The following is a 24,042-nucleotide window of genomic DNA, read 5'->3' as shown; positions in this document are numbered from 1 at the left end:
ACCCGGGAGAAACGCAAGCAAGGCTCCCCTCTCCACTCCGTGACCTGTGGTTTTACTCCCCATTGCTGGGAAAATGAAGTGCACGTCACAGCCTAGGGCGATTGTTTCGCGCCCGACGGCCGGACGAGTTGCAGCATCGACACGATCGTTCGCCGATGCGTCGCCGTCGTGTCACGGCACGATACCGAGCACCGACACCGAGTCACCGTCGTAGTTCGTCACGTACGCGCGAGACCCGTCCGGGGTGATCGCCACGGCGGACGGACTGTCGCCGACGGTGACGGTCGCGACGACGGCATCGGCCGCGGTCCCGATCACCGACACCGTGTCGCTCGCGTAGTTCGTCACGTAGGCGCGGGCCCCGTCCGGGGTGACGGCGGTGCCGAACGGACTGTCCCCGACCGGGACGGTCGCGACGACGGCGTTCGCCGGCAGCCCCACCACCGACACCAGGTCGCTGTCCCACGCGGTGACGTAGGCCCGGGCGCCGTCCGGGGTGATCGCCACCCCGAACGGCCCGTCGCCGACCGGAACGCTGCCGACGACAGCGGCGGTCGCGGTGTCGATCACGGCCACCGCGTCGCTGCCCTGTTCGGCGACGTACACGCGGGTGCCGTCCGGGGTGATCGCCACCTCGGAGGGCAGGCTGCCGACCTGGACCGTGGCGGTGACGGCGTTCGCGCGGACGTCGATCACCGACACCGTGCCGCCGTCGTAGTCGGACACGAAGGCCCGCGCGCCGTCCGGGGTGACCGCGATCCCCTCCGGACCGTCGCCGACCGGGACGGTGGCCACCACGGCCCCGATCGCGGTGTCGATCACGGACACCGTGCCGTCGTCGGAGTTGGTCACGTAGGCCCGGGCGCCGTCGGGTCCGATCGCGACGTCGGTGGGATACCCGCCCACCGCCACCGTCGCGGTGACGGTGTCCGTCGCCGTGTCGATGACCGCGACCGTGGCGTCGAAGTAGTTCGTGACGTACGCACGGGAACCGTCGGGGGCGATCGCAACCTCGGTGGGACCGGCACCGACCGGGACGGTCTCGATGACGTTGTCCGCGTGGGCTGTCGGCGCGGAAAGGACGAGCCCCGCCACCGACACCGCCACCAGGGCCGCCGGCCTGGACATCGCGAGCATGCGCTTTCCCTTCTCCAAGAGGGCAAATCGCCGGAGTCGGACAGCGCTCACACACCGTCCACGGCGGCGCATCTTCGTTCCACTCCATTGGACGCCGCGCACGCGGGCCTGTAAACACCCGCGGTGAGCAGCCTCGCCGAATCGATGCCCGGAAGCGCCGCCGGACGTCGGGTACGGTCCCCACATGGCTGGCAAGGCAGCGATCCTCGGTGGCGGCATCGGAGGGCTGACGGCCGCCAACGTCCTGATTCGTCACGGGTGGGACGTGTCGGTCTTCGAGCGTTCCCCCGCGCCACCGACGACGGGCACGGCACTCGGCATGTGGCCGCAGGCAATTGCCGCGGCGGACGCGGCCGGCGTCGGCGATTCGGTGCGGGACATCGGCGCCCGGCAGCAGCGCGCGGCCTTCCTCCGGCCGGACGGGTCGGTGATCGGCCGCGTCGACAGCGCGCGACGCACCGCCTACCTGCTTTCCCGCCCGGCGCTGCTGGGCATCCTCGTCGACGGACTTCCCGCCGGCACCGTCCGATTCGGCGAGCCCGCACCCGATCTCGGCACCCTCGCCGGCTTCGATGTCGTCGTCGCGGCGGACGGCACCAGCAGCGCCACCCGCGACGTGCTCTTCGGGTCCCGCTACCGGCCCGTCTACACCGGCATGACGGCCTGGCGCGGGTGGATTCCCGGCGAGACGGCGTCGGTGACCGAGACGTGGGGTCCCGGCGCACTCTTCGGCATCACTCCACGCGAGGGCGGTCTGGTGAACTGGTTCGCGGCGGTCCGCTCCCCCGCCGATACCGCGGGCGGAGTCGACTTCCTCCGCACCCGTTTCGGCGACTGGCACCAGGACGTGCGGAAGATCCTCGAGCAGATCGACCCCGACACCGTGCTGCACCACGACCTCCACGAGTCGCCGGCGCTGCCGTCGTACGTGCACGGGAACGTCGCGCTGATCGGCGACGCCGCACACTCGATGGCGCCGAACCTGGGTCGCGGTGCGTGCGAGGCGATGGTCGACGCCGTCACCCTCGCCCGCCTGCTCGGCGAACATCCCGTACCCGACGCGTTGCGCCGCTACGACCGGAACCGACGCCGCTCCACGCGGCGCCTGGTGCGGGCGTCGCGCCTGGCGGGCCGGATCGCGACCGCCCGGCGCTGGATCGGTGCACGCGACGTCGCCGTCGGGCTGGGCTCACGTTTCGCGTGAAACATCGGATCCGCTCGGGATCCGGGTGCGAAAATAGCTACTGGCCGCAGCGAGTAGACAGCTGCGGCCAGTGCAGGACGAACATTAGCACCTGTTGAACGTTTGTCTCACAGGGATCGAACTTCTTGTCGGAGTGGGTGATCCCGCGATCCAAATGCCCTGGTCAGACCTTCGTCACGACAGGTGCGTCGGTCTCGATCGGCGACGGCGCGGGCTTGCGGCCGGGGATCGCCGCGGCGATGGCGGCTGCGACCAGCGCCACACCGCAACCGATCAGCAGGCCGGTGCGGAACCCGGCCTCGGTCGGGATGGTGTGACCGCCACCGATCGTGGTGCTCATCTGGGCGAGGACGACGCCGACGACAGCGGCGGCGACGGACGTGCCGACCGAGCGCATCAGCGTGTTGAAGCTGTTGGCGGAGCCCGTAGCCGACGGCGGCACCGCGCCCATGATCAGTGCGGGCATCGAACCATAGGCCAGGCCCACACCCGCGTTCGAGATACAGACGACCACCAGCAGACCCCAGGTGGAGCCGAGGAGCAGCATCGACGACCCGTAACCGAGCGCGATGACCAGTGCACCGAGGACCAACGTGACCTTGGGGCCGCGCGCTGCCGACAGCTTGGCGCCGACGGGCGAGACCGCCATCATCACGAAGCCGCCGGGCAGCATCCACAGACCCATCGCCAGCATCGACTGCCCCAGGCCGTATCCCGTGGACTCCGGCAACTGCAGCAGCTGCGGGATGATCAGCGACTGCGCGTACATCGAGAAGCCGACGACGACCGAGGCGGCGTTGGTCAGCAGCACCTGCCTGCCGGCGGCCAGGCGCAGGTTCACCAGCGGGTCGCGGGTACGCAGCTCCCACCAGCCCCAGGCCAGCAGCACGTTCACCGACACCGCGAACAGTCCCAGGATCTCGGCGCTGCCCCAACCCCAGACAGCGCCCTTCGACACCGCGAGCAGCAGGCTGACGAGCCCGATGCCGAGTCCGACGGCCCCGACGTAGTCGAAGCCTCCGGTGGCCATCGCCGGCGTGGCCGGGACGAGCCGCCAGATCAGGATGCCGATGAAGACGCTCAGGACCGCGCAGCCCCAGAACAGCACGCGCCAGCTCGTGTTCTGGGTGACCGCAGCGGAGATCGGCAGGCCCAGCGCCCCGCCGATACCCAGGGTGGCGCTGATGAGCGCGATCGAGGATCCGAGCTTCTGCGGCGGCACCAGCTCACGCAACGCGCTGATGCCGAGCGGCACCATGCCCATGCCGAGGCCCTGCAGGCCGCGACCGATGACCATCGGCGCGAGCGACGTCGCCAGTGCACAGGTGACCGAGCCGATCACGAGCGGCACCGAGCAGAAGAGCAGCATCCGCCGCTTGCCCAGCAGGTCGCCCAGGCGCCCGGTGACCGGGGTCGCCACGGCGCCCACCAGCAGCGTGATGGTGACGACCCAGGACGCGTTGGACGCCGTGGTGTCGAGGATCCGCGGCAGGTCGCCGATGAGCGGAACCACGAGGGTCTGCATGAGTGCTGCCACGATGCCGGCGACCGCCAGCACGGTGACGATGCCCCCCGAACGGGTGGCAGGCGCGGAGTTGTCCACGCGGGTCTCCCAACTTCTCGATCAATGGATTTCGTTACGCAAAGTAGTTGCAGCATACAACCAAGTTGTATCGCGCAATCAAGTTGCATTACGCAAAAACCCAGTTCGGAGTGATATGTCCGTTTTGGACGGGCACAATGGGAGGGCATCGAGTACCGATGCGGCTTGTGAGAGGACCGGTATGGAGAAGCCCACGCACCTGATCGACTTCGAGACGATGCTGCTCGGCCGACACGTCCACCACAACAGCCCACGCCCGCGCCGCAGCGGCGGACAACTCGACAGCAGCGCCTACGTGCTGCTCAGTCGCATCGACATCGAGGGCCCGATGTCGATCGGACAACTCAGCGACGCCCTCGGACTCGACACCTCGACCCTGCACCGACAGACCACCTCGATGCTCGGTCGCCGCCTTCTCGAACGTATCCCCGACCCCGACGGTGGGATGGCCCGCAAATTTCGCATCACCGACGAGGGCAAGGCCCTTCTCGACGGCGAACGGTCCGGGAGCATCGCCGCACTCGACACGATGATGGCGGACTGGACCGCCGAGGACGTCGCCGCCTTCGCGGCCTATCTCAAGCGCTTCAACACCGATATCGAACGGATGGGTGGACGCCCCTGGCCGCGGCCGTGACGTCGTGGGAACGGCGATGGCCGCGGAACGCTCGTGCGCCCCGCGGCCATCGCCGTCCGGTCTAGGCGGACAGCCGTTTCACCGGGTCGGGGTCTCCGAGCTCGGCGGGCTGCTCGTCGGCCTGCAGTTCGCCCACCTCGCTCTTGAGGATTCGCAGCGAACGACCCAGTCCACGGGCCGCGTCGGGCAGCTTCTTGGACCCGAACAGCACCAGCAGCACCACCGCCACGATCGCCCAGTGTCCGGGACTCAGCGCGCCCATCAGGACGGCTCCTTGCCGTCCGGGTAGACCGCGTCCACCTCGACCTCGACCAGCCAGCCCGCAACCGGCAACGTGCCGACCTCGAGCGCGAAACGGGTGGGGCGAGCGCTGTTCCGTTCGATCGGGGCGGCGGGCGCCGCGGTCCCCAACGGCACCAGCTCGGTGTCGCCGGTCTCGAGGTTGGTGTTGGCGAAGAACTGCCGGTACGCGCGGTTCCAGCCCGCGTAGTCGGCGCGGTCGGTGCCCGGCGCATTGTCGAGGAACACCCGCATCGTCACGACGTCCGCGAGCGTCAGGCCCTGCGCCTCCAGATTCTCCCGAATCTTCTTCAGTACGTTGATGCCCTGCGCCTCGGTCACCGTCACACCGGCCGGGAGCACACCTCCACCGAACTGGCTGTCGATGTACGACTCCGGCGTGCCCTCGGGCGCGGCCTTGTTGGACGCCGCCGGTCCCAGCCCGCTGGTCTTGTAGACGGCCGCGCCGCCGCCGATCGCGACGCCCTGCGCGATCATCGGATTCGCCTGGCCCGCTTCCAGAATCGACTTGGAGACGAACGTCGACTCGGGTGCGGGATCAGCCTCCGCGGTGTCGGACGTGCAGCCGGTGGCGGTCAGGATCAGAGCCGAGCCGGCGAGGGCCGCGGCGATCGCCTTGCGAGAAACGGAAGTCATGATGCTCCTTCGAATCGTGAACGGGCTCAAGCGGCCTGCGCGACGCGCTGGTGGATGTCGGTGACGACGTCGCGCGCGGAGGTGAAGGCACCGTGCTGCCACGCGATCGCATTGGACAGGTGGTCCCCGGCGAAGTAGATGCGGTCCACCGGCTCGAGCAGCTTGGTGTACTCGGGGGTCGCGGCGCCGCCGTGCGAGTCGCCGGCCCCCGCCCACGACGCCCACGCCGACTCCGAGTACTTGGTGCGCCGCCACGAACCCGAGAACGACGACGAGATGTCGCGGTTGTACTTGTCGCCGTGGATCTCCGAACCCTCGGCGAGCGCCTTCGCGAGTCGCTGTCGATGCGTCAGCGACTCGAAACCGAGCTGACGTCGACCCGAGCTGTAGTACGCCACCACCACGCCGCGATCGGAGTTGTAGTGGTCGTACGGGAACATGATCTGCGAGATGTCCCGGTCGGTGTTGGACGCGCCGCCGTAGATGCGGTCCTCGATCTCCCACCAGCGGCGCGAGTACTCGATGCCGAGCTTGCCGGACGACGACGGCGTCGCGGCCCGCAGTGCGGTGACGACGTCCGCCGGCAGGTTGTTGTCGAGTCGCTCGATCAGGTGCGGCGGGATGGTGCAGATCGCGTACTCGGCGGTGACGGACTTGCGCTGACCCCCCACCCGGTACTCGACGGTCACCCCGTCGGTCGTGTTCTTCATCGACGTGACCTCGGCGCCGTAGACCAGGCTGTCGCCAATCTCCTCCGCGAAGCGGTAGTAGATCCGGTCCATGCCGCCCACCGGGGTCAGCATCGTCATCGCCTGGTCGTACTCGAAGTCGAACGCGAAGTTGCGGCCGATGCCACTGCGGATGACGTCGGACATCGGCAGCGGCGGCTTCTGGGTGCCGAAATTCAGGCCGGCCCCGGGCTCGGAGTCGTAGCCGCGGCGGGGCGAACCCAGGTAGCGGCCGTCGTCGGACAGGTCACCGAAGCTGCTGAGGAACTCCGACAGCGCGTCCTTGTCCTCCTTGCTCAGGACGCTGTCCAGCGCGCCCTGGTTCGTCGCCTTCTGCAACAGCTCCGAGACGTACCCGAAGGTGTCCGCCTTCGCGGCACGGTAGGTGATCGACTGCCCGGCCAGCGGTTTGGTGCCGGTGTAGTTGACCATCGTGTTGGCATTCTGGTTTCCGAACATCTGCAGTTCGACGCCCAGCTCACGGCAGTAGTCGAGCGTGACGTGCCCCTGCGGGATGCGGGTGGCCCCGAGGTTGAAGAAGTGCCCCTCGGAGAACGTGCACTTCTGGGTCTCACCGTTGAGATCGGTCTCCTCGGTGCCGGCCCGGACCGACCACACCCGCCCGCCCGGCCGGGTCCGCGCCTCGAGCACCGTCACCTTGTAGCCGGCCTTGCGCATCTCGTACGCCGCGCACAGGCCCGCGGGTCCACCGCCGAGGATCACCACCGAGTGATCGCCCTCGACCGAACCGACGAAATCACCGGTCGACAGCGACTGGAAGCGCTTGGGGACGCCGGCGGTGGCCGGGGCCATGCCGATCGAGGACATCGCCCCGTACGCCAGGCCCGCGCCTCCCGTGACGCCGAGGGCCTGCATGAAAGTCCTACGTGTGAATGCCATTTCACGCTCCAAAGGTCAGCCCGGCGATCCGGGTGATCGGTTCGGATCTCATCCTGGGGACAGCTCGCGTCGCGGAGTTGTCGCCGGGGAAACGGTTTCGCGGACTCGACTGAGAACAGGCGAGCCGCCATCGCCACGCCTTCTCAGGCGGGTGCGATCAGTGGAAGCACGCACGCAATATCGTTGTTACACACGCTGACTAGCGTCACGCGCGTGTCCGCACTCACCGACGCGATCGCGCGCTCGTTCACCACCGGGGAACCGGAGCGTCCCGCGCTGTCGTCGATGCGTGCCCTCGGGCGGCGGCAGCTGTCCGGTGTCGAGGTACTGGCCCAGTCCGTAGCCACCACCGCACCGGCCGTGTCCATGGTGGTGCTGCCGCTCACGATGCTCACCCACGGCCGACTCGTGAGCGGCATCGTGACGATCCTGGTCGCGACGATCGCCGTCACCCTCATCGCGTTCTGCGTCTCCCAGTTCACCCGGCGCATGGCGGCGGCCGGCGGTCTGCACAGCTTCGCGTTCCGGGGATCCGGGAGCCGCGCGGCGCTCACCGCCGCCGTCGCGATGCTGGTGAAGTACGTCGGCAGCGCCGTCATGACGCTGTATCACGGCGGTCAGGCGGTGATCGCCCTGTGCGGGCTCGCCGGGTTCTCCCCACCTGCACCACCGGTGTACCTCGCGCTGGCGGTGGGCATCCTCTGCTGCCTCGTGCGCGGGGTCCGCTTCGCGGCCGTGACGATCCTGGCGGTGGAAGTGTGCTCCCTCGCCTTCATCGTCGGGCTGATGTTGTTCGGCGACAGCTCGTCACCGCCCGTGCTGATCCCGCCGACGTCCGGGCACGGCATGCTGACCCTCGCCCTCGCGGCACTGTTCGCGCTCGCAGGTTTCGAGAGTGCCGCCTTCTTCGGACCCGAGTCCCGGCGGCCGCTGGTCACCGTCACCCGCACCGTGCTGTTCACACCGATGATCTGCGGATCGCTGTTCGTGTTCGCCGGCTGGGCAGCCTGGACCGGCCGCAGCAACACCCTCGTCGACGCGTACTTGCACGGCACCGCCACCGGCGTCAGCCCGGTCATCGTCGTGGCGTTGAACGTCGGACTTAGCTGTTCGTGGCTGGCGTCGTCGATGGCATCGTCGAACGCCGCGTCCCGCCTGGTGTATTCCCTCGGCGTCGAGGGGGCGCTACCCCGCTGGTGCGGGCGGGTGCACGCCTCGTTCCGCACCCCGGACGCGGCCCTGGCACTGGTGGTCGGCGTGGTCGTGCTCGGCGCCGGGGCGTTCGCGGTGCTCGGAACCGGTGTCGTGTTCGGCGACCTCAGACTGGTGGTGCGCGGCGCCGTGATCGTCGCCTACGTGGTGGTCGCGATCGCGTCGGTGCGCTTCCTCGGCCGCATCGGAGAACAGACCCCCGGCGTGCTGGCCGCGAGCGCACTCGGCAGCGTCACCGGAGCGTCGGTGCTCGGATACCTGGTGTACGTCAACGTGATCGACGCGTCGTACGTCGTTCCGGTCGCGGTGGCCGCCGTGCTGATGTCGGGCGTGGTGTGGGGCACCGGGCTGCGCAGACGACGACCCGACGCCCTGCTGCGCATGGGCGCCTTCGACAACGCCGAATCCGCGGACGTCCTGCCTGGCGCGGGTGTGTTCGCCGCCGACGCGTCCGGCCGCACCGTCCTGGTCGGCCGGGACGCCCGCTGATGGCCCCCGCGCGGGACCTCGGCGGCAACGAACCACGCGCCGTGCAACGGGCACTCGCGCTGCTCGAGGCGGCCGCGCAACTGGGATCGGGGGCCTCGGCGAAAGAGATCGCCGCCCTCGCCGACATCCCGCAGGCGACGGCCTACCGACTGCTGAACCTGCTCGTCGCCGACGGCTATCTCGTCCGCGTCGCCGACCTCTCCGGCTTCACCCTGGGACGGCGCACCCGCGAATTGGCCGGGGCCGCAGAACAGCCCGTCGACGTCGGCGCGATCCTCGAGGAGTTGCGCTCCCAGGTCCGCTACGGCGTGTATCTCGCGTCGTACGAGAACGGGCGGGTGCGCCTGATCGACCGCGACCCCGATCACGAACTCGCCGGCGAGCGCACGCTCGTGACCGCCCCACACGCGTCGGCGATCGGCAAGGTGCTGCTCGCGTCGCGCCCCGATCTCGCAGCCGGGCCGCTACGCAAGGTCACCGCCCGCACCATCACCGACCCCGACGCGCTGGAGGTGGAACTGTCGATGATCCGCCGCGGCGAACCCGCCCGCGAGATCGACGAGATCCGGGTGGGCCGCTCCGCCGTCGCGGTTCCCGTCCACGACAACCGACGTGCCGTCGTCGGCAGCCTCGCCGCGATCGGTCCCACCGGGCGACTGTCCGTTCATGACCCCGACCTGGTGAACCTCCTGCGCGAATACGCGGGCCGGGTGGTGCCGAGCGGTGTCCGGACGTCGGCATGAGCAGGTCAGCCGATGTCCTGAAGTCGAGGCCACCGCGGTCTGCGACTGACCCCGCTATCGTGGTGCCGATGGAGTCATTCGTCGAGGCGATCGGCCGCTTGCGCTCGGCGGGTTGGTCTTTCGAGCCGGGTTCGCAGCAGGCCTCGACGCCCGCAGCGTTGGAGTCCGTCCCGTCGAGCCAGGTGGCCTGGGCGTCGGCGTTCTCCCAGCTGTCCAGCCCCGACGAGACGACGTGGTTCCTCGCGCTCGGCGACTACGTGGAGCCGTCCGACGATGCGTTCGCCTGGAACGAGTTCGAGAACATGAGCCGGGACGCGGCCATGAGCGCCGAGGACGAAGCGGCGGTCACCGCGTTCTGGAACCGACACTGTCCGATCCTGCTCTCGGTCCGCGACGGGTACTCGTACCTGGCGATCCGCGACGACGGCGCGATCGTGCACGGCGTCGAACCCGAGTTCGAGATCACTGCCGACGTCGCGCCCGATCTCGCGGCACTGCTGAGCACCATCAGCGACCCGCCCACGCCGGGCATCGGTCTCGTCGAGACGTTGCTGTTCGGTCGGGCGTAAAAGGACCGACATCTTCGGAAACGTCGAAGGCCGCGAGTTCCGGAGAGTTGGCCACCCGGTCGCAAGGAGGCGGGCAAGCGGACCTCACCGGGCACGAGGCCGTTTCACGGGTCGACCGTCGAGTGCGCGCGCACTTCATAGAAAAGGGTTGTGACCCAGTCTTTTTCGTCTACCGATTGGATCCGCTGAGTACGCCGGTGACAAGCAGTTGCACCAGGCGGTAGGCGTCGTAGGCGGGATCCGCGGCCGCCCCGATGCACAGGTTTCCGATGCCCTTCATCAGGTTGTATGCGTCGACCGGCGGGACGTGCCGGGCGCCGGTACGCCCGAACGCCGCCTGGAGGAGCGACCCGCAGACCGGGACGAGGCGATCGACGAAGTAAGCGTGCAGCGCATCGGAGCCGGCGCTGTCGCCCTGCAGTGCGCCGGCGAGACCGTGCTTGGTGACCAGGAACTCCACGAACAGTGCGACCCACGCCCGCAATGCCGCCTCCGGCGTCGGGCTTTCGTCGAGCAGCCTCGGGCCGGCGTCCGCGCACGCCTCGACCTGGTGGCGGTACACCGCCACCACAAGTTCCGGACGCGTCGGGAAATGCCGGTAGATCGTCCCCATCCCGACCCCGGCCCTCGCCGCGATCTCCCGCACCGGCGCGTCGACGCCAGATGTGACGAACACCGCCGCCGCCGCGTCGAGAAGGGCCTGCTCGTTCCGGCGCGCGTCGGCGCGCTTCGTCCGGCGCTCGCTCTCATCGGTCACAGAACACACTCCTCCACGTCGTCACGGGTTGCTATCCGGAACACCGCTCCGTATTGTTCGGAGCAGTGTTCCGCTTTCCATTATGGCAGGGCACAGCCCCTCGAAAGGACCCCCGTCTTGACCTCTTCCGTCCAGACTTCTGCACTCGTGGCCACCCTCGACGATCGCGTCGGCGTCGGCACTCCCGTCGCCTCCGTCTCCCCCGTCGAACTGCCCGCCCCGGGCCGCGCGCTGCCGCTCGAGGTGCGGGTCTCCGCGCCGATCACCGGATCAGACCTGCCGATCGTGCTGTTCTCGCACGGCAATGGGTGGCACCACGACGGCTACGCGCCGCTGGCCGCGTTCTGGGCCTCCCGCGGCTTCGTCGTGGTCCAGCCCACCCACCTGGATTCCCGGCGCTACGGGATCGGATTCGACGACCCCCGCTTCCCGGACATCTGGATCGAGCGGATCGCGGACCTGGGACGCATCCTCGACCAGCTCGCCGCCATCGAGGCCTCCATCCCCGGCCTGACCGGGCGGGTCGACCACACCCGCATCGCCGTCGCCGGTCACTCCTGGGGCGCGCAGACCGCGCAGGCACTCCTCGGCGCCCGAATCCTGGACAAGGACGGGCAGGTCGGGGAGGACATGTCCGACCGCCGCGTCGCGGCCGGAATCCTCCTGTCCGCAACCGGCGTCGGCGGGGAGGACCTACACCCGTTCGCGCAGGCCAACTTCCCGTTCATGTACCCGTCGTTCCGTGAGCTCACCACGCCGACACTCGTCGTCGCAGGTGACCACGACCAGTCCCACATGTCCAGCCGCGGCCCCGACTGGTTCACGGACGCATACATTCTCAGCCCCGGCGCCACCGACCTCCTCACCCTGCACGACGCCGAGCACGCCCTCGGCGGGATCCCCGGATACGAGGTCGCAGAGACCACCGACGAGAACCCCGAACGCGTGGCCGTACTACAGCGGATGAGCACCGCATACCTCCGCACCGCGCTCCAGCTCGATGCCGACGGCTGGGCCGCTGCCCGGGCAGCTCTGGCGGACAGCGCCCACCCGATCGGTCACGTCGACAGCAAGTAACCAGGACCATTCACGAGCTGCGGGCCGAACCCACCACTACGTCCGGTGGCAGTTCACACCAACCCGGCCAACGAAAACGAGGTCACGAACTCTTTCGAGTTCGTGACCTCGTTCTGTGCAGTTCGTGGAACTGCTCGTTGTGGGCGAAGGGGGACTTGAACCCCCACGTCCCGAAGGACACTGGCACCTGAAGCCAGCGCGTCTGCCATTCCGCCACTCGCCCGAGCGACGTGGGAAACACTAGCACGCAGTTTGCAAAAACGACGATTCGTGCTGGTAGAGGCGCAAAAACGGGTTCGGAGAACGGCTAGTCGGACACCCCGGACAGGGTGTCCGGATATCATGCAGGGGCAGCGGCCGGGTTGATTGCAGCCGCGACACGCAGACTGACCGCGAACAGACAACAGCAAGGTTCATGCCGTGGGGATCGTTCAACGTTTCGAGCGCAAGCTTCAGGGGGCCGTCGGTGACGCCTTCGCGCGCGTCTTCGGCGGGGGCGTCGTACCTCAGGAAGTGGAGGCCGCGCTACAGCGCGAGGCCACCGACCGCGTCCAGGAGCTGGATGGCGGGCACTACCTCGCTCCCAACAGTTATGTCGTCACGATCAACGAGTCCGATCACGCGAAGTTGGCGTCGGATCACGAACTGACCGTGAAATCTTTCGCGCGACACCTCGAGGGATACATCCGAGAACAGGGCTGGCAGACCTACGGTGACATCGACGTCCGATTCGAGCCGTCACCGACACTGCACACCGGGCAGTTCCGGACCGCCGGGTCAGTCGACCCGGATGCTCACCGCGGCGACGCCGGCGCATCCGGATCCGATCCGCGGGCCCGGCGCGCCCCGACACCCGTTTCACCGACCCCAGGAGCAGGCCCCATGACCCAGAACTCCGGCAACGAGCCCGGTCGCGAGCAGCGCGACGACCGCGGCACGCGCAACGGCAGCGCCCACCCGGATCAGGCACAGGGCCCCGCCGATGAGAGCGGCTACCAACAGGACTACCCGCAGGGCTACGCGCAGCCGCGCTACGACCAGCAGCAGGCGTACGGCGGAGCGCAGGGCGGCTACCCGCAGGACGCGGGCTACCCGCAGGACGCGGGCTACCCCCAGCAGGGTGGCTACGACCAGGGCTATCAGCAGCAGGGCTACCAGCAGCAGGGCGACTACCAGCAGGGATACGACCAGCAGCAGCCGTACCCGGGCCAGTACCCCGGCTACCAGCAGGGATACAACCAGGGCTATCAGCAGCAGGGCGACTACCAGCAGGGATACGACCAGCAGCAGGGATACGCCGAGTACGACTACCAGCAGGGCGAGTACCAGCAGGCCGAGTACCAGCAGGGCGACTACGACCAGGCCGGGTACAACCAGGCGTACAGCCAGCAGGGGTACGACCAGAATTACCAGGACCAGGGTTACCAGCAGCAGGGCTACGGCCAGGGCTACCAGGCCGGATACACGCCCGAGGCCGGACGCACCTTCACCGCGACCCTGCAGCTCGAGGACGGCAGCGGACGCTTCTACCAGCTGCGCGACGGCAACAACATCGTCGGACGTGGTCAGGACGCACAGTTCCGCCTGCCCGACACCGGCGTCTCGCGCCGTCACTTCGACATCCGGTGGGACGGTCAGGTCGCGATGCTGTCGGATCTGGGCTCCACCAACGGCACCACCGTGAACGGCTCGCCCGTGCAGGACTGGCAGCTCGCCGACGGTGACGTGATTCGCGCCGGCCACTCGGAAATCCTGGTGCGCATCCTCTGACCACGGCAGACGCCGAACTCCGCCCACGAAGGCCGCATCCCGGACACGGGGTGCGGTGCAAGATCATGATCACCGTCGCCGGCTTCCACATATGATGCAGCCAGCTGAAAATGCCCCGGTTGCGCATCCGCGCCGCCGTGCTCCCGAAGGAGGTGTCGAGCAGTGCAGGGACTGATACTCCAGCTGACGCGAGCAGGCTTCCTGCTGCTGCTCTGGCTCTTCGTCTGGGCAGTGATCAAGACGCTGCGCAGCGACATCTATGCGGGCGCGGGCGGTGCCCGTCCCGCTCCGCGCTTCACGCGCACGTCGTCGGTGCTGCCGTCGCTCGGTCGGACGAAGGTGGCGAAGAACCTCGTCGTGACGCAGGGCGCGCTCGCCGGCACCCGCATCACCCTCGGAACCCAGCCGGTCCTGATCGGGCGTGCGGACGACTCGACGCTGGTGCTGACCGACGACTACGCGTCGACGCGGCACGCCCGGCTGTCCCCGCGCGGCACCGACTGGTACGTCGAAGACCTGGGCTCCACCAACGGCACCTATCTGGACCGGGCCAAGGTCACCACGGCCGTCCGGGTGCCGCTCGGCACGCCGGTTCGCGTCGGCAAAACCGTGATCGAGCTCCGCCCGTGACCCTTGTCCTCCGCTACGCGGCCCGAAGCGACCGCGGTCTCGTCCGCGCGAACAACGAGGATTCCGTGTACGCGGGTGCGCGGCTGCTGGCGCTCGCCGACGGCATGGGCGGGCACGCGGCCGGGGAGGTCGCGTCGCAGCTGATGATCGCCGCGCTCGCGCACCTCGACGACGACGAGCCCGGCGGCGACCTACTCGGCAAGCTCGAGGCCGCCACCCACGAGGGCAACGCGACCATCGCCGACCACGTGGAGGAGGACCCCGAGCTCGAGGGCATGGGCACCACGCTCACCGCCATCCTGTTCGCGGGCAGCAAGCTGGGCCTGGTCCACATCGGCGATTCGCGGGCCTACCTGCTGCGCGACGACCAGCTCACCCAGATCACCCGCGACGACACGTTCGTGCAGTCCCTCGTCGACGAGGGACGCATCACGGCCGAGCAGGCGCACACGCACCCGCAGCGTTCGCTCATCATGCGGGCGCTCACCGGCAACGAGATCGAGCCGACACTCACCGTGCGCGAGGCCCGCGCCGGCGACCGCTACCTGCTGTGCTCGGACGGGCTGTCCGACGTCGTGAGCGACGAGACCATCGCCAACACGATGCGCGAGGGCACCAACGACGAGTGCGCCGACCGGCTCATCGAACTGGCGCTGCGCAGTGGCGGACCGGACAACGTCACCGTCATCGTCGCCGACGTCATCGACCTCGACTACGGGCAGAGTCACCCGATCGTCGGCGGCGCGGCATCCGACGAGGAGGAGGACACGCCTCCGCCGAACACCGCGGCCGGACGGGCCGCGGCGATGCGCCCACCGCGCGCGGCGCCCAAGCGGGTCGCGGCGACGCCGGAAGCGCCGCCGAAGAAGTCCCACAAGCTGCGCTGGACGCTGCTCGCGCTCGGCCTGGTGGCGCTGATCGTCGTCGGGCTCTTCGTGGGCCGGAACATGATCCGCAACTACTACTACGTCGGGACGTCCGACGACCGGGTGACGGTGCTGCAGGGCATTCCCGGCTCGTTCCTCGGCTACTCGCTGCAGGAGAGCGCGCTCATCGGCTGTGTCGCCGACGACGGCAAGCTGACGCTCGTCGAACCGGATGCCGCGCCCAGTGGCTGCCACGTGCTGACCGTCGACGACCTGCGGCCGTCCGCGCGCGAGCAGGTGCGTGCGGGGTTGCCGTCCGGCACGAAGGACGACGCGACCGAACAGATGCGCCGACTCGCCTCGAGTGATCTGCTGCCGCTGTGCACGCCCGAGCCGACGCCGAACGCGACGCCGACGCCCAATCCGAACCCGACACCGACGGCCGAAGCGCCCGCCCCCACCACGGAAGCGGCCCCGCCCGCGCCCGAGGGGGCGGCGCCGACCACCGCGGCTCCCCCACCGACGCCGACGCCCACGCCGGTCGAACAGGTCCCCGGCCAGAACTGCAGGACCGGTAGCTGATGTCCACGTCCGACGCACCGTTCCCCAGCCCGCCGGGCGGTTTCGCTCCCCCACCGACGCAGTCGACGCGTCGGAACACCGAACTGCTCCTGATCTGCTGCGCCATCGCGATCACCACGATCTCGCTCGTGCTGGTCGAGGCCAGCCAGGAACAGACCATCACGTGGGATCTCGCGAAGTACGGGCTCACGTACGCCGCTGTGTTCCTCGTCGCGCACCTCGCGGTGCGCCGATACGCGCCGTACGCGGACCCACTGCTGCTGCCCATCGTCGCGCTGCTCAACGGCCTCGGGCTGGTGCTGATCCACCGACTCGACCTGGCCGACGCCGAGAACGCGGTGTACCAGGGCCTGCCGATCCCGTCACCGGACGCGAACCAGCAGGTGATGTGGACGGCGCTGGCCATCGGCGGCTTCGTCGCGGTGCTCATCCTGTTGCGGGACTACCGCCTGCTCGCGCGCTACAGCTACACCGTCGGGCTCGCCGGCCTGGTGCTACTCGCGATCCCGGCGCTGCTGCCGTCCCGGTTCTCCGAGGTCAACGGCGCCAAGATCTGGATCCGGCTGCCCGGGTTCAGCATCCAGCCGGGCGAGTTCGCGAAGATCCTGCTGATCATCTTCTTCGCGGCGGTGCTGGTCGCCAAGCGCGATCTGTTCACCACCGCCGGTCGGCACTTCCTCGGCATGGACCTGCCCCGAGCGCGCGACCTCGGCCCGATCCTCGTAGCCTGGATCGTCTCGGTCGGCATCATGGTGTTCGAGAAGGACCTCGGCACGTCGTTGCTGGTCTTCGGCACCGTGCTGGTGATGCTCTACATCGCGACCGAACGGGCGGGCTGGCTGCTGATCGGCGGCGCCCTGCTCGTCGTCGGATTCTTCCTGGCGTACCAGATGTTCGGGCACGTCCGGGTGCGCGTGAACACGTGGCTCGACCCGCTCGGCGACTACCAGAACACCGGCTACCAGATCTCGCAGTCGCTGTTCGGCCTGGCCACCGGCGGCATCGCCGGCACCGGCCTCGGCAGCGGCCGCCCGTCGCAGGTGCCGTTCGCGAAGACCGACTTCATCGTCGCCGCGATCGGTGAGGAACTGGGTCTGATCGGACTGGCCGCGGTGCTCATGCTGTTCCTGATCCTGGTGGTCCGCGGCCTGCGCACCGCGCTCGCAGTGCGGGACAGCTTCGGCAAGCTGCTGGCGGCAGGCCTGTCGTTCACGATCGCGATTCAGGTCTTCGTGGTCGTCGGCGGCGTCACCAAGCTGATCCCGCTCACCGGCCTGACCACGCCGTTCGTGTCGTACGGCGGGTCGTCGCTGCTCGCGAACTACCTGCTGTTGGCGCTGCTGATGAAGATCTCCGATGCCGCCCGCACCCCCGCCGCGCCCAAGAAGAAGGGGCCCGCGCCCATCGCGGACGCCCCGACGGAAATGTTGGGTCGCCAATGAACACTCCCCTCCGCCGCGTCGCGCTGGCCGTCATGGTGATGGTCGCAGCGCTGCTCGCGAACGCCACCTACGTGCAGGTGATCAAGGCCGACGACCTGCGGGGCGATCCGCGCAACTCGCGGGTGCTGCTCGACGAGTACTCGCGTCAGCGCGGGCAGATCTCCGCGGGCGGGCAGGTACTCGCGTCGTCGGTCCCGACCGACGACCGCTACAAGTACCTGCGGGTGTACCCGCCGAATCCGGCCGCACCGTCGAGCCCGTTCGCGAACGCGCCCGTCACCGGCTTCTACTCGATGCAGTACGGCACCGCCGGGCTCGAGAAGGCCGAGGACCCGGTCCTCAACGGCTCCGACAACCGCCTGTTCAGCAAGCGGTTCTTCGACCTGGTGTCGGGTCGCGATCCGCGCGGCGGCAACGTCGTCAGCACGATCGATCCGGTGATGCAGCAGGTCGCGTACGACGAGCTGACCGCGAAGGGCTACACCGGGTCGGTGGTCGCGATCGAACCGAGCACCGGCAACATTCTCGCGATGGCCAGCACGCCCAGCTACGACCCCAACACGCTGTCGAGTCACGACGGTGCCGAGACGTCCGCGGCGTGGGACGAACTGAACTCTGACCCGGACCGGCCGATGCTCAACCGCGCGGTGTCCGCGACGTACCCGCCGGGCTCGACGTTCAAGGTGGTCGTGACGGCGGCGGCGCTGGAGAACGGCGCCAACCCGGACGAGCAGCTGACCGCGGCACCGAACATCACACTGCCGGGCACGTCGACGACGCTCGAGAACTACAACGGCTCGACGTGTGGCGGCGGGGCGACGGCGTCGCTGCGGGAGGCGTTCGCCCGCTCGTGCAACACCGCGTTCGTCGAGCTCGGCATCAAGACCGGCTCCGACGCGCTGGCCGACCAGTCGAAGGCGTTCGGCATCGGGCCGGGCACCCCGGGTATCCCGATCCCGGTCGCGGACAGCACGATCGGCTCGATCCCGGACGACGCGGCGCTCGGTCAGTCCAGCATCGGCCAGCGTGACGTCGCGCTGACGCCGCTGCAGAACGCGGAGATCGCCGCGACCATCGCCAACGGCGGCATGCGGATGGAATCGCACCTGGTCTCGCAGCTGCAGGGGCCGGACCTGTCGAATCTGGCGACCACGACACCGAAGTCGCTGGGCCGGGCCGTCTCGCCCGAGGTGGCGGCGACGCTGACCCAGTTGATGATCGGCTCGGAGAACAACACGGCGGGCCAGGGCAAGATCCCGGGCGTGCAGATCGCGTCCAAGACCGGCACGGCCGAACACGGCAGCGACCCGCGCAACACCCCACCGCACGCCTGGTACATCGGTTTCGCGCCCGCGCAGAACCCGACGGTCGCGATCGCGGTCATCGTGGAGGACGGCGGGGACCGGGCCCTCGCCGCGACCGGTGGCTCCGTCGCGGCACCGATCGGACGAGCCGTCATCGCGGCCGGATTGCAGAGGGGTTGAGCCATGTCGTTGACGAACGGGTCGGTCATCGGCGGCCGCTACCGCCTGCAGCGGCTGATCGCGACCGGCGGCATGGGCCAGGTGTGGGAGGCGACCGACAGTCGTCTGGACCGCCGGGTCGCGGTGAAGGTGCTCAAGGCCGAGTTCTCGTCGGATCCGGAGTTCCTCGAACGGTTCCGCATCGAGGCCCGCACCACCGCGCAGCTCAACCATCCGGGCATCGCCGGGGTCTACGACTACGGCGAGACCCGCGACGAGGCCGGCGCCAACCTCGCCTACCTGGTGATGGAACTGGTCGCCGGTGAGCCGCTCAACGCGGTGCTCGCTCGCGTCGGTCGGCTGTCGATTCCGCATGCCCTGGACATGCTCGAACAGACCGGGCGCGCCCTGCAGGTCGCGCATTCGGCGGGCGTCGTGCACCGCGACGTCAAGCCCGGCAACATCCTCATCACCCCGACGGGGCAGGTGAAGATCACCGATTTCGGCATCGCGAAGGCCGTCGACGCGTCGCCGGTGACCCGGACCGGGATGGTGATGGGCACCGCGCAGTACATCGCGCCGGAGCAGGCGCTGGGCCAGGAGGCGACCGCCGCCAGCGACGTGTACTCGCTCGGCGTCGTCGGCTACGAGGCCCTGTCGGGTCGGCGGCCGTTCGGCGGCGGCGGCACGCTGACGGTGGCGATGAAGCACGTGCAGGAAGCGCCGGAGCCGATGCCCACGGACCTGCCCGCGCCGATCCGCGAGCTGATCGACATCACGCTGACGAAGGATCCGGCCGGCCGCTACTCGAACGGCGGCGAGTTCGCCGACGCGGTGGCCGCGGTCCGGGCGGGCCGTCGGCCGCCACCGCCGGGCCGCGTGCCCACCGCGCCGTCGCGGATGGTTCCGCCCGTGGCTGCGGGCGCCGCGACGGCGATGATGTCGACGCAGCAGCAGCGCAGCTTCGACGGCGACGATGGTGACGGCGCCGGCGACGCCGGTCAGGGCGGCGGCTGGACCAGCGGACAGAAGGCGGTCGCGTGGGCCGGCGGCGGCCTGCTGACCCTCGCGGCGATCGTCGCGCTGGGACTCTGGCTGTTCGGCGGCGGATCGGACGGCCCGTCCACGCCGCCGGCCCTGACGACGACGTCGAAGGCACCGGTGACGACCACTCGGACGACACCGCCGCGGACGACGACCACCACGGTGCCGCCGACGACCACCACCACGACGCTGCCGCCGACCACGACCACCACCACGACCGAGGCGCCGACCACCACGACGACCACCACACCGCCGCGGACGACGACGACCACGACCACCCCGCCGACGACGACCACCACGACGGCCGAGACCACGACCACCACGGCCACGCAAGGACAGCCATGACGACACCGCGCAATCTCTCTTCCCGGTACGAGCTGGGTGAGATTCTCGGCTTCGGCGGCATGTCCGAGGTGCACCTGGGACGGGACCTGCGGCTGAGCCGCGACGTGGCGATCAAGGTGCTGCGCGCCGACCTGGCCCGCGACCCCACGTTCTACCTGCGGTTCCGCCGTGAGGCGCAGAACGCGGCCGCGCTGAACCATCCGGCGATCGTCGCGGTGTACGACACCGGGGAGGCCGAGACCGACGCCGGTCCGCTGCCGTACATCGTGATGGAGTACGTCGACGGCGACACGCTGCGCGACATCATCCGCAGCGAGGGCCCGATGGCGCCACGGCGGGCGATGGAGGTCATCGCCGACGTCTGCGCGGCGCTGGACTTCAGCCACCGCAACGGCATCGTGCACCGCGACATGAAGCCCGCCAACATCATGATCAACCGCGCAGGTGCGGTGAAGGTGATGGACTTCGGCATCGCGCGGGCGATCTCGGACAGCTCGAGCCCCATGACGCAGACCGCCGCGGTGATCGGCACGGCGCAGTACCTGTCGCCGGAGCAGGCCCGCGGCGAGCAGGTGGACGCCCGCTCCGACGTCTACTCGCTGGGCTGCGTCCTGTACGAGGTGCTCACCGGTGAGCCCCCGTTCAAGGGCGATTCCCCGGTGGCCGTGGCCTACCAGCACGTGCGGGAGGATCCGCGGCAGCCGTCGCAGGTCAATCCGGCGGTGCCGCTGGCGCTCGACTCGGTGATCCTCAAGGCGATGAGCAAGAACCCGGCGAACCGCTACCAGAGCGCCGCCGAGATGCGCAGCGACCTGGTCCGGGTGCTCGGCGGGCAGCGTCCGAGCGCGCCGATGGTGATGTCCGACGAGGACCGCACCACGATGTTCGGTCCGATGGACGGTGGTGCCGGTACCGCATCGGGTTACAGCCCCGAGCCCGCGCGGACCTCGACGGTGACCGCCGCCCCGGCGGCCGTTCCCGCGACGGCGCCGGCGAAGAAGCGCAACACCGCCCGCTACACGATGCTCGCCGTCGCGGCGGTCGTCGTGGTCGGCATCATCGGCGCGTTCATCTGGTCGCTGGTGGCCAACCCGGCGACGGTCCAGGTCCCGAACGTCGCCGGCATGACGGCGCAGGCCGCCGAGGCACAACTGCGGGGGATGAACCTCGACACGAGCATCCAGACGCGTCCGGACGCGGTGGTCGCGGAGGGCAACGTCATCGCGACCACGCCGTCGGCCGGATCGTCGGTGAGCGAGAAGAGCACCGTCACGCTGCAGGTGTCGTCGGGTCCGGAGCAGGTGCAGGTGCCGAAACTGTCGGGGCTGTCGCAGGACGAGGCCGCGCAGGCGCTCAACGCCGTCGGACTGCGCCTCGCCCCCGATGTCGAGCGTGCCCCGTCCGATCCGGCCCAGCTCGACAAGGTGACCGTCCAGGACCCGTCCGCGGGCGCGAAGATCAACCTCGACTCCACGGTGTCGATCACGCTGGGTTCCGGCCCCGAGCAGGTGCGGGTGCCGAACGTCATCGGGCAGACGATCGACGTCGCGCAGCCCAACATCGAGGGTGCCGGCTTCAAGGTGCAGGTCGCGACCGTCGACTCCGGCAAGCCCGAGGGACAGGTCATCTCGACGTCGCCGGCGGGTGGCTCCACGGCCGCCAAGGGTGACGTCATCACCGTGCAGGTGTCCAACGGCAAGCAGTTCACGATGCCCGACCTCACCGAGATGTCGGTGTCGCAGGCGGTGGAGGCCCTGCGCAAGGCCGGGTGGACGGGCTCGTCGAACCAGCTGACGCAGACGCGTCAGTCGACGCTCGACGCCAGCCTGGTCGGCAAGATCGTCGGGCAGCAGCAGCCCGCGGGCAGCGACGTCGCGAAGAACGCGCCGCTCACCGTGATCGTCGGCGAACTCGGCATCCCGCGCTGACGGGCGGGTCCCGGTCGTTCGGGAGTCAGCGCGTGAGCGCGTCTCCCAGCGACCGGGCCACCTCGTCCTCGAGGGTCGCGACGAGCGTCTCGCTCGGGGCCTGACCACACACGCCGAGCCAGTTCGCGAGCATCCGGTGGCCGCCCTGCGTCAGCACCGACTCGGGGTGGAACTGCACCCCGTGGATCGGCAGTTCGCGGTGTCGCATCGCCATCACGATGCCGCTGTCGGTCCGGGCCGTGACCTCCAGCTCGTCCGGGAAGGTGTCCGCGAGGACGGTGAGCGAGTGATAGCGGGTGGCCGTGAAGGGATCCGGCAGCCCGGCGAGGACGCCGACGTCGTTGTGGTGGACCAGGCTGGTCTTGCCGTGGAGCAGTTCCGGGGCGCGATCGACGGTGGCGCCGAAGGCGGCGCCGATCGCCTGATGTCCCAGGCACACGCCCAGCAACGGGGTCTTCGCCTCCGCGCAGGCGCCGACCAGCGGCATCGTCGCGCCGGCCCGCTGCGGCGTGCCCGGGCCGGGGCTGAGCAGGATGCCGTCGAAGTCGGCTGCGGCGGCCGCGATCGCGGCGTCACCGGTCAGTCGCGGATCGTCGTTGCGCCACACTTCGGCGTTCGTCCCGAGCTGGCCCAGGTACTGCACCAGGTTGAACACGAAGCTGTCGTAGTTGTCGACGACCAGAATGCGCATGAGATGAAGGGTAATGCGCAGTACGTTCCCGCTACACGACCGGTCGCGCGTACTCGGTGTGCAACTGCCCGGTGTAGGCCGGGACGGTGAGCCGGTCGGACTGCTGCTGGGTGTACCCCAGTCCGTAGCGGACCGCGTACTGCTTGAACATCTTGATGCCGGGCTCGTTCGCGAGGGTCGCCGCGAGCCGCGCCGGATCGCCGATCGCGGTCACCACGTACGGCGGACTGTAGGTGCGGCCGTGCAGCAGCAGCGTGTTGCCGATGCAGCGTGGTGCCGACGTGTTCACGATCCGCTGGTCCTGCATCGCGACCGCCTCGGCGCCGCCGGCCCACAGCGCGTTGAGCACGCTCTGTACGTCCTGCTGGTGGACGACGAGGTCGTCGGGCGACGCTCCTGCCGGATACTTGCCGTCGGCATCGCGTGGGGCGTCGGTGAGGGTGACGACGACCCCCGGACCGGTGAGCTCCGTCAGCCCGGCCGCATCCGCGAGCGCCCGGGCCTCGCCCAGCACCTCCGCCACCCGGGTGTCCGTGCCGGCGGCCGTCTCCTGCAGCTCCTCGACCTGGGCCGCCAGGTCGTCGCGGGTGCGGGCGGCACGGTCCACCTCGGTCTGCGCCTGCCGGACGAGATCGGACAGGCGGGTCGAGTCGGCGGCACGGATCTCGTTGCCGTGCGACACCTCGCGGGTGGTGGCGATCAGCAGGCCCGCGACCAGACAGACGACCACGACGGCGATCGACCAGAAGCCGAACGGCGGCCGGGCGCGCTGCGGCTCGTCTCCGACGTCGGACACCGTCGATCACCACTCCTCACCGCGGACAACAGGTCCTGGCCGCGTCGGTTTGAGTTAGCGTGTACTCACAGCAGGTTAGGTGCGAATCTACCCTGGCCGCCCGGACGGATCCGGGCATCGTGCTCGCGTTATCCATACACACGAAACAAGGACGTCATGCCGAAGTCGAAGGTCCGGAAGAAGACCGACTACACGATCAATCCCGCGAACCGCACCCCGGTGAAGGTGAAGGCGGGTCCGTCGAGCGCCGTGTACGTGTCGGTGATGCTCGGTTTCATGCTCGTGGGCCTGGCATGGCTGATTGTGTATTACTTGGCCGGCGAGGACCTCGGTTGGATGAACGACCTGGGGGCATACAACTTCCTCATCGGCTTCGGATTCATGGTCGTCGGCCTGATCATGACGATGCGATGGCGGTGACCTGCACATTCGCCGGGCTCACCGAGTTATCCCCAGCCGCCAATTACACACGTGTCATTCATCCCCAGTGTGG

Annotated in this window: 22 protein-coding genes and 1 tRNA gene; 14 read left to right on the top strand and 9 right to left on the bottom strand. The window is 69.3% G+C overall.

The features are described from left to right. Nucleotides 1-171: 171 nt before the first annotated feature. Entirely contained in the window at nt 172-1,137 is a 966-nt protein-coding gene (locus tag ABEU20_RS07875) for a beta-propeller fold lactonase family protein (protein ID WP_420163828.1), read from the bottom strand. A gap of 184 nt (nt 1,138-1,321) precedes the next feature. On the opposite strand from ABEU20_RS07875, the gene ABEU20_RS07870 reads away from it, so the two are divergent. Further along, nucleotides 1,322-2,341, top strand: coding sequence for an FAD-dependent monooxygenase (locus tag ABEU20_RS07870; RefSeq protein WP_420163827.1), 1,020 nt, complete (start codon nt 1,322-1,324; stop codon nt 2,339-2,341). Between the two features lie 163 nt (nt 2,342-2,504). On the opposite strand, the gene ABEU20_RS07865 is transcribed toward ABEU20_RS07870, so the two are convergent. Further along, entirely contained in the window at nt 2,505-3,944 is a 1,440-nt protein-coding gene (locus tag ABEU20_RS07865; RefSeq protein WP_420163826.1) for an MFS transporter, read from the bottom strand. Between the two features lie 181 nt (nt 3,945-4,125). Between ABEU20_RS07865 and ABEU20_RS07860 the strand changes: the two genes are divergently transcribed. Then, nucleotides 4,126-4,581: a MarR family winged helix-turn-helix transcriptional regulator gene (locus ABEU20_RS07860; RefSeq protein ID WP_420163825.1), complete on the top strand. Its 456-nt coding sequence runs from the start codon at nt 4,126-4,128 to the stop codon at nt 4,579-4,581. Nucleotides 4,582-4,642: 61 nt separating this feature from the next. Here the strand turns inward: ABEU20_RS07860 and tatA are convergent, their stop codons facing one another. From tatA to ABEU20_RS07845, 3 genes are read right to left on the bottom strand one after another with little or no spacing between them, the layout of a single operon-like run. Beyond that, nucleotides 4,643-4,843: a Sec-independent protein translocase subunit TatA gene (gene tatA / locus ABEU20_RS07855; protein ID WP_420163824.1), complete on the bottom strand. Its 201-nt coding sequence runs from the start codon at nt 4,841-4,843 to the stop codon at nt 4,643-4,645. After that, complete coding sequence (locus tag ABEU20_RS07850; RefSeq protein ID WP_420163823.1) at nt 4,843-5,517, bottom strand: Rid family hydrolase; 675 nt, start codon at nt 5,515-5,517, stop codon at nt 4,843-4,845. Before ABEU20_RS07850 ends, tatA begins: the two co-directional genes overlap by 1 nt. Nucleotides 5,518-5,543: 26 nt before the next feature. Then, nucleotides 5,544-7,121: a flavin monoamine oxidase family protein gene (locus ABEU20_RS07845; RefSeq protein ID WP_420163928.1), complete on the bottom strand. Its 1,578-nt coding sequence runs from the start codon at nt 7,119-7,121 to the stop codon at nt 5,544-5,546. Between the two features lie 237 nt (nt 7,122-7,358). Between ABEU20_RS07845 and ABEU20_RS07840 the strand changes: the two genes are divergently transcribed. The 3 genes from ABEU20_RS07840 (at nt 7,359) to ABEU20_RS07830 (ending at nt 10,158) form a co-directional block, all read left to right on the top strand. Then, a complete protein-coding gene (locus tag ABEU20_RS07840; RefSeq protein WP_420163822.1) occupies nt 7,359-8,846 on the top strand; it encodes an APC family permease in 1,488 nt (495 codons plus the stop codon). Further along, nucleotides 8,846-9,589, top strand: coding sequence for an IclR family transcriptional regulator (locus tag ABEU20_RS07835; protein WP_420163821.1), 744 nt, complete (start codon nt 8,846-8,848; stop codon nt 9,587-9,589). The genes ABEU20_RS07840 and ABEU20_RS07835 overlap by 1 nt, the downstream gene beginning before the upstream one ends. Before the next feature lie 68 nt (nt 9,590-9,657). After that, nucleotides 9,658-10,158, top strand: coding sequence for a hypothetical protein (locus tag ABEU20_RS07830; protein ID WP_420163820.1), 501 nt, complete (start codon nt 9,658-9,660; stop codon nt 10,156-10,158). Between the two features lie 169 nt (nt 10,159-10,327). On the opposite strand, the gene ABEU20_RS07825 is transcribed toward ABEU20_RS07830, so the two are convergent. After that, a complete protein-coding gene (locus tag ABEU20_RS07825; RefSeq protein WP_420163819.1) occupies nt 10,328-10,915 on the bottom strand; it encodes a TetR/AcrR family transcriptional regulator in 588 nt (195 codons plus the stop codon). A gap of 117 nt (nt 10,916-11,032) precedes the next feature. On the opposite strand from ABEU20_RS07825, the gene ABEU20_RS07820 reads away from it, so the two are divergent. Then, nucleotides 11,033-11,992 carry an alpha/beta hydrolase family protein gene (locus ABEU20_RS07820; RefSeq protein ID WP_420163818.1) on the top strand — a complete coding sequence of 320 codons (960 nt, stop codon included), beginning with the start codon at nt 11,033-11,035 and terminating at the stop codon, nt 11,990-11,992. A 140-nt stretch (nt 11,993-12,132) separates the two neighbouring features. On the opposite strand, the gene ABEU20_RS07815 is transcribed toward ABEU20_RS07820, so the two are convergent. Beyond that, a tRNA-Leu gene (locus ABEU20_RS07815) sits at nt 12,133-12,215 on the bottom strand. A 197-nt stretch (nt 12,216-12,412) separates the two neighbouring features. On the opposite strand from ABEU20_RS07815, the gene ABEU20_RS07810 reads away from it, so the two are divergent. From ABEU20_RS07810 to pknB, 7 genes are all read left to right on the top strand, one after another. Further along, nucleotides 12,413-13,762 carry a DUF3662 and FHA domain-containing protein gene (locus ABEU20_RS07810; protein WP_420163817.1) on the top strand — a complete coding sequence of 450 codons (1,350 nt, stop codon included), beginning with the start codon at nt 12,413-12,415 and terminating at the stop codon, nt 13,760-13,762. A 162-nt stretch (nt 13,763-13,924) separates the two neighbouring features. Continuing rightward, nucleotides 13,925-14,392, top strand: a complete 468-nt coding sequence (locus tag ABEU20_RS07805) for an FHA domain-containing protein FhaB/FipA (protein WP_420163816.1) — start codon at nt 13,925-13,927, stop codon at nt 14,390-14,392. Beyond that, entirely contained in the window at nt 14,389-15,840 is a 1,452-nt protein-coding gene (locus ABEU20_RS07800) for a PP2C family protein-serine/threonine phosphatase (RefSeq protein ID WP_420163815.1), read from the top strand. Before ABEU20_RS07805 ends, ABEU20_RS07800 begins: the two co-directional genes overlap by 4 nt. Continuing rightward, nucleotides 15,840-17,282 (top strand): FtsW/RodA/SpoVE family cell cycle protein, encoded by a 1,443-nt coding sequence (locus ABEU20_RS07795; RefSeq protein WP_420163814.1) that lies wholly within the window; start codon nt 15,840-15,842, stop codon nt 17,280-17,282. Before ABEU20_RS07800 ends, ABEU20_RS07795 begins: the two co-directional genes overlap by 1 nt. Then, complete coding sequence (locus ABEU20_RS07790; protein ID WP_420163813.1) at nt 17,279-18,766, top strand: peptidoglycan D,D-transpeptidase FtsI family protein; 1,488 nt, start codon at nt 17,279-17,281, stop codon at nt 18,764-18,766. The genes ABEU20_RS07795 and ABEU20_RS07790 overlap by 4 nt, the downstream gene beginning before the upstream one ends. Nucleotides 18,767-18,769: 3 nt before the next feature. Further along, nucleotides 18,770-20,134, top strand: a complete 1,365-nt coding sequence (locus tag ABEU20_RS07785; RefSeq protein WP_420163812.1) for a serine/threonine-protein kinase — start codon at nt 18,770-18,772, stop codon at nt 20,132-20,134. Next, nucleotides 20,131-22,062, top strand: coding sequence for a Stk1 family PASTA domain-containing Ser/Thr kinase (pknB, locus tag ABEU20_RS07780; protein ID WP_420163811.1), 1,932 nt, complete (start codon nt 20,131-20,133; stop codon nt 22,060-22,062). The genes ABEU20_RS07785 and pknB overlap by 4 nt, the downstream gene beginning before the upstream one ends. A gap of 25 nt (nt 22,063-22,087) precedes the next feature. On the opposite strand, the gene ABEU20_RS07775 is transcribed toward pknB, so the two are convergent. Both ABEU20_RS07775 and ABEU20_RS07770 read right to left on the bottom strand, forming a co-directional pair. Further along, entirely contained in the window at nt 22,088-22,753 is a 666-nt protein-coding gene (locus ABEU20_RS07775; protein WP_420163810.1) for an aminodeoxychorismate/anthranilate synthase component II, read from the bottom strand. Nucleotides 22,754-22,784: 31 nt separating this feature from the next. Beyond that, the gene (locus tag ABEU20_RS07770; RefSeq protein ID WP_420163809.1) at nt 22,785-23,549 is read right to left on the bottom strand and encodes a DUF881 domain-containing protein; all 765 of its coding nucleotides are present in this window, start codon (nt 23,547-23,549) and stop codon (nt 22,785-22,787) included. Between the two features lie 156 nt (nt 23,550-23,705). Here ABEU20_RS07770 and crgA point away from each other — a divergent pair, with 156 nt between their 5' ends. Continuing rightward, entirely contained in the window at nt 23,706-23,969 is a 264-nt protein-coding gene (gene crgA, locus ABEU20_RS07765) for a cell division protein CrgA (protein ID WP_420163808.1), read from the top strand. The last annotated feature ends 73 nt before the right edge of the window (nt 23,970-24,042 follow it).

Origin of the sequence: Rhodococcus parequi, assembly GCF_046042785.1 — a bacterium.
GTDB lineage: Bacteria > Actinomycetota > Actinomycetes > Mycobacteriales > Mycobacteriaceae > Prescottella > Prescottella parequi.
The sequence above is the reverse complement of the archived record's forward strand: the minus strand, read 5'-3'. Positions and strand labels throughout refer to the sequence as shown.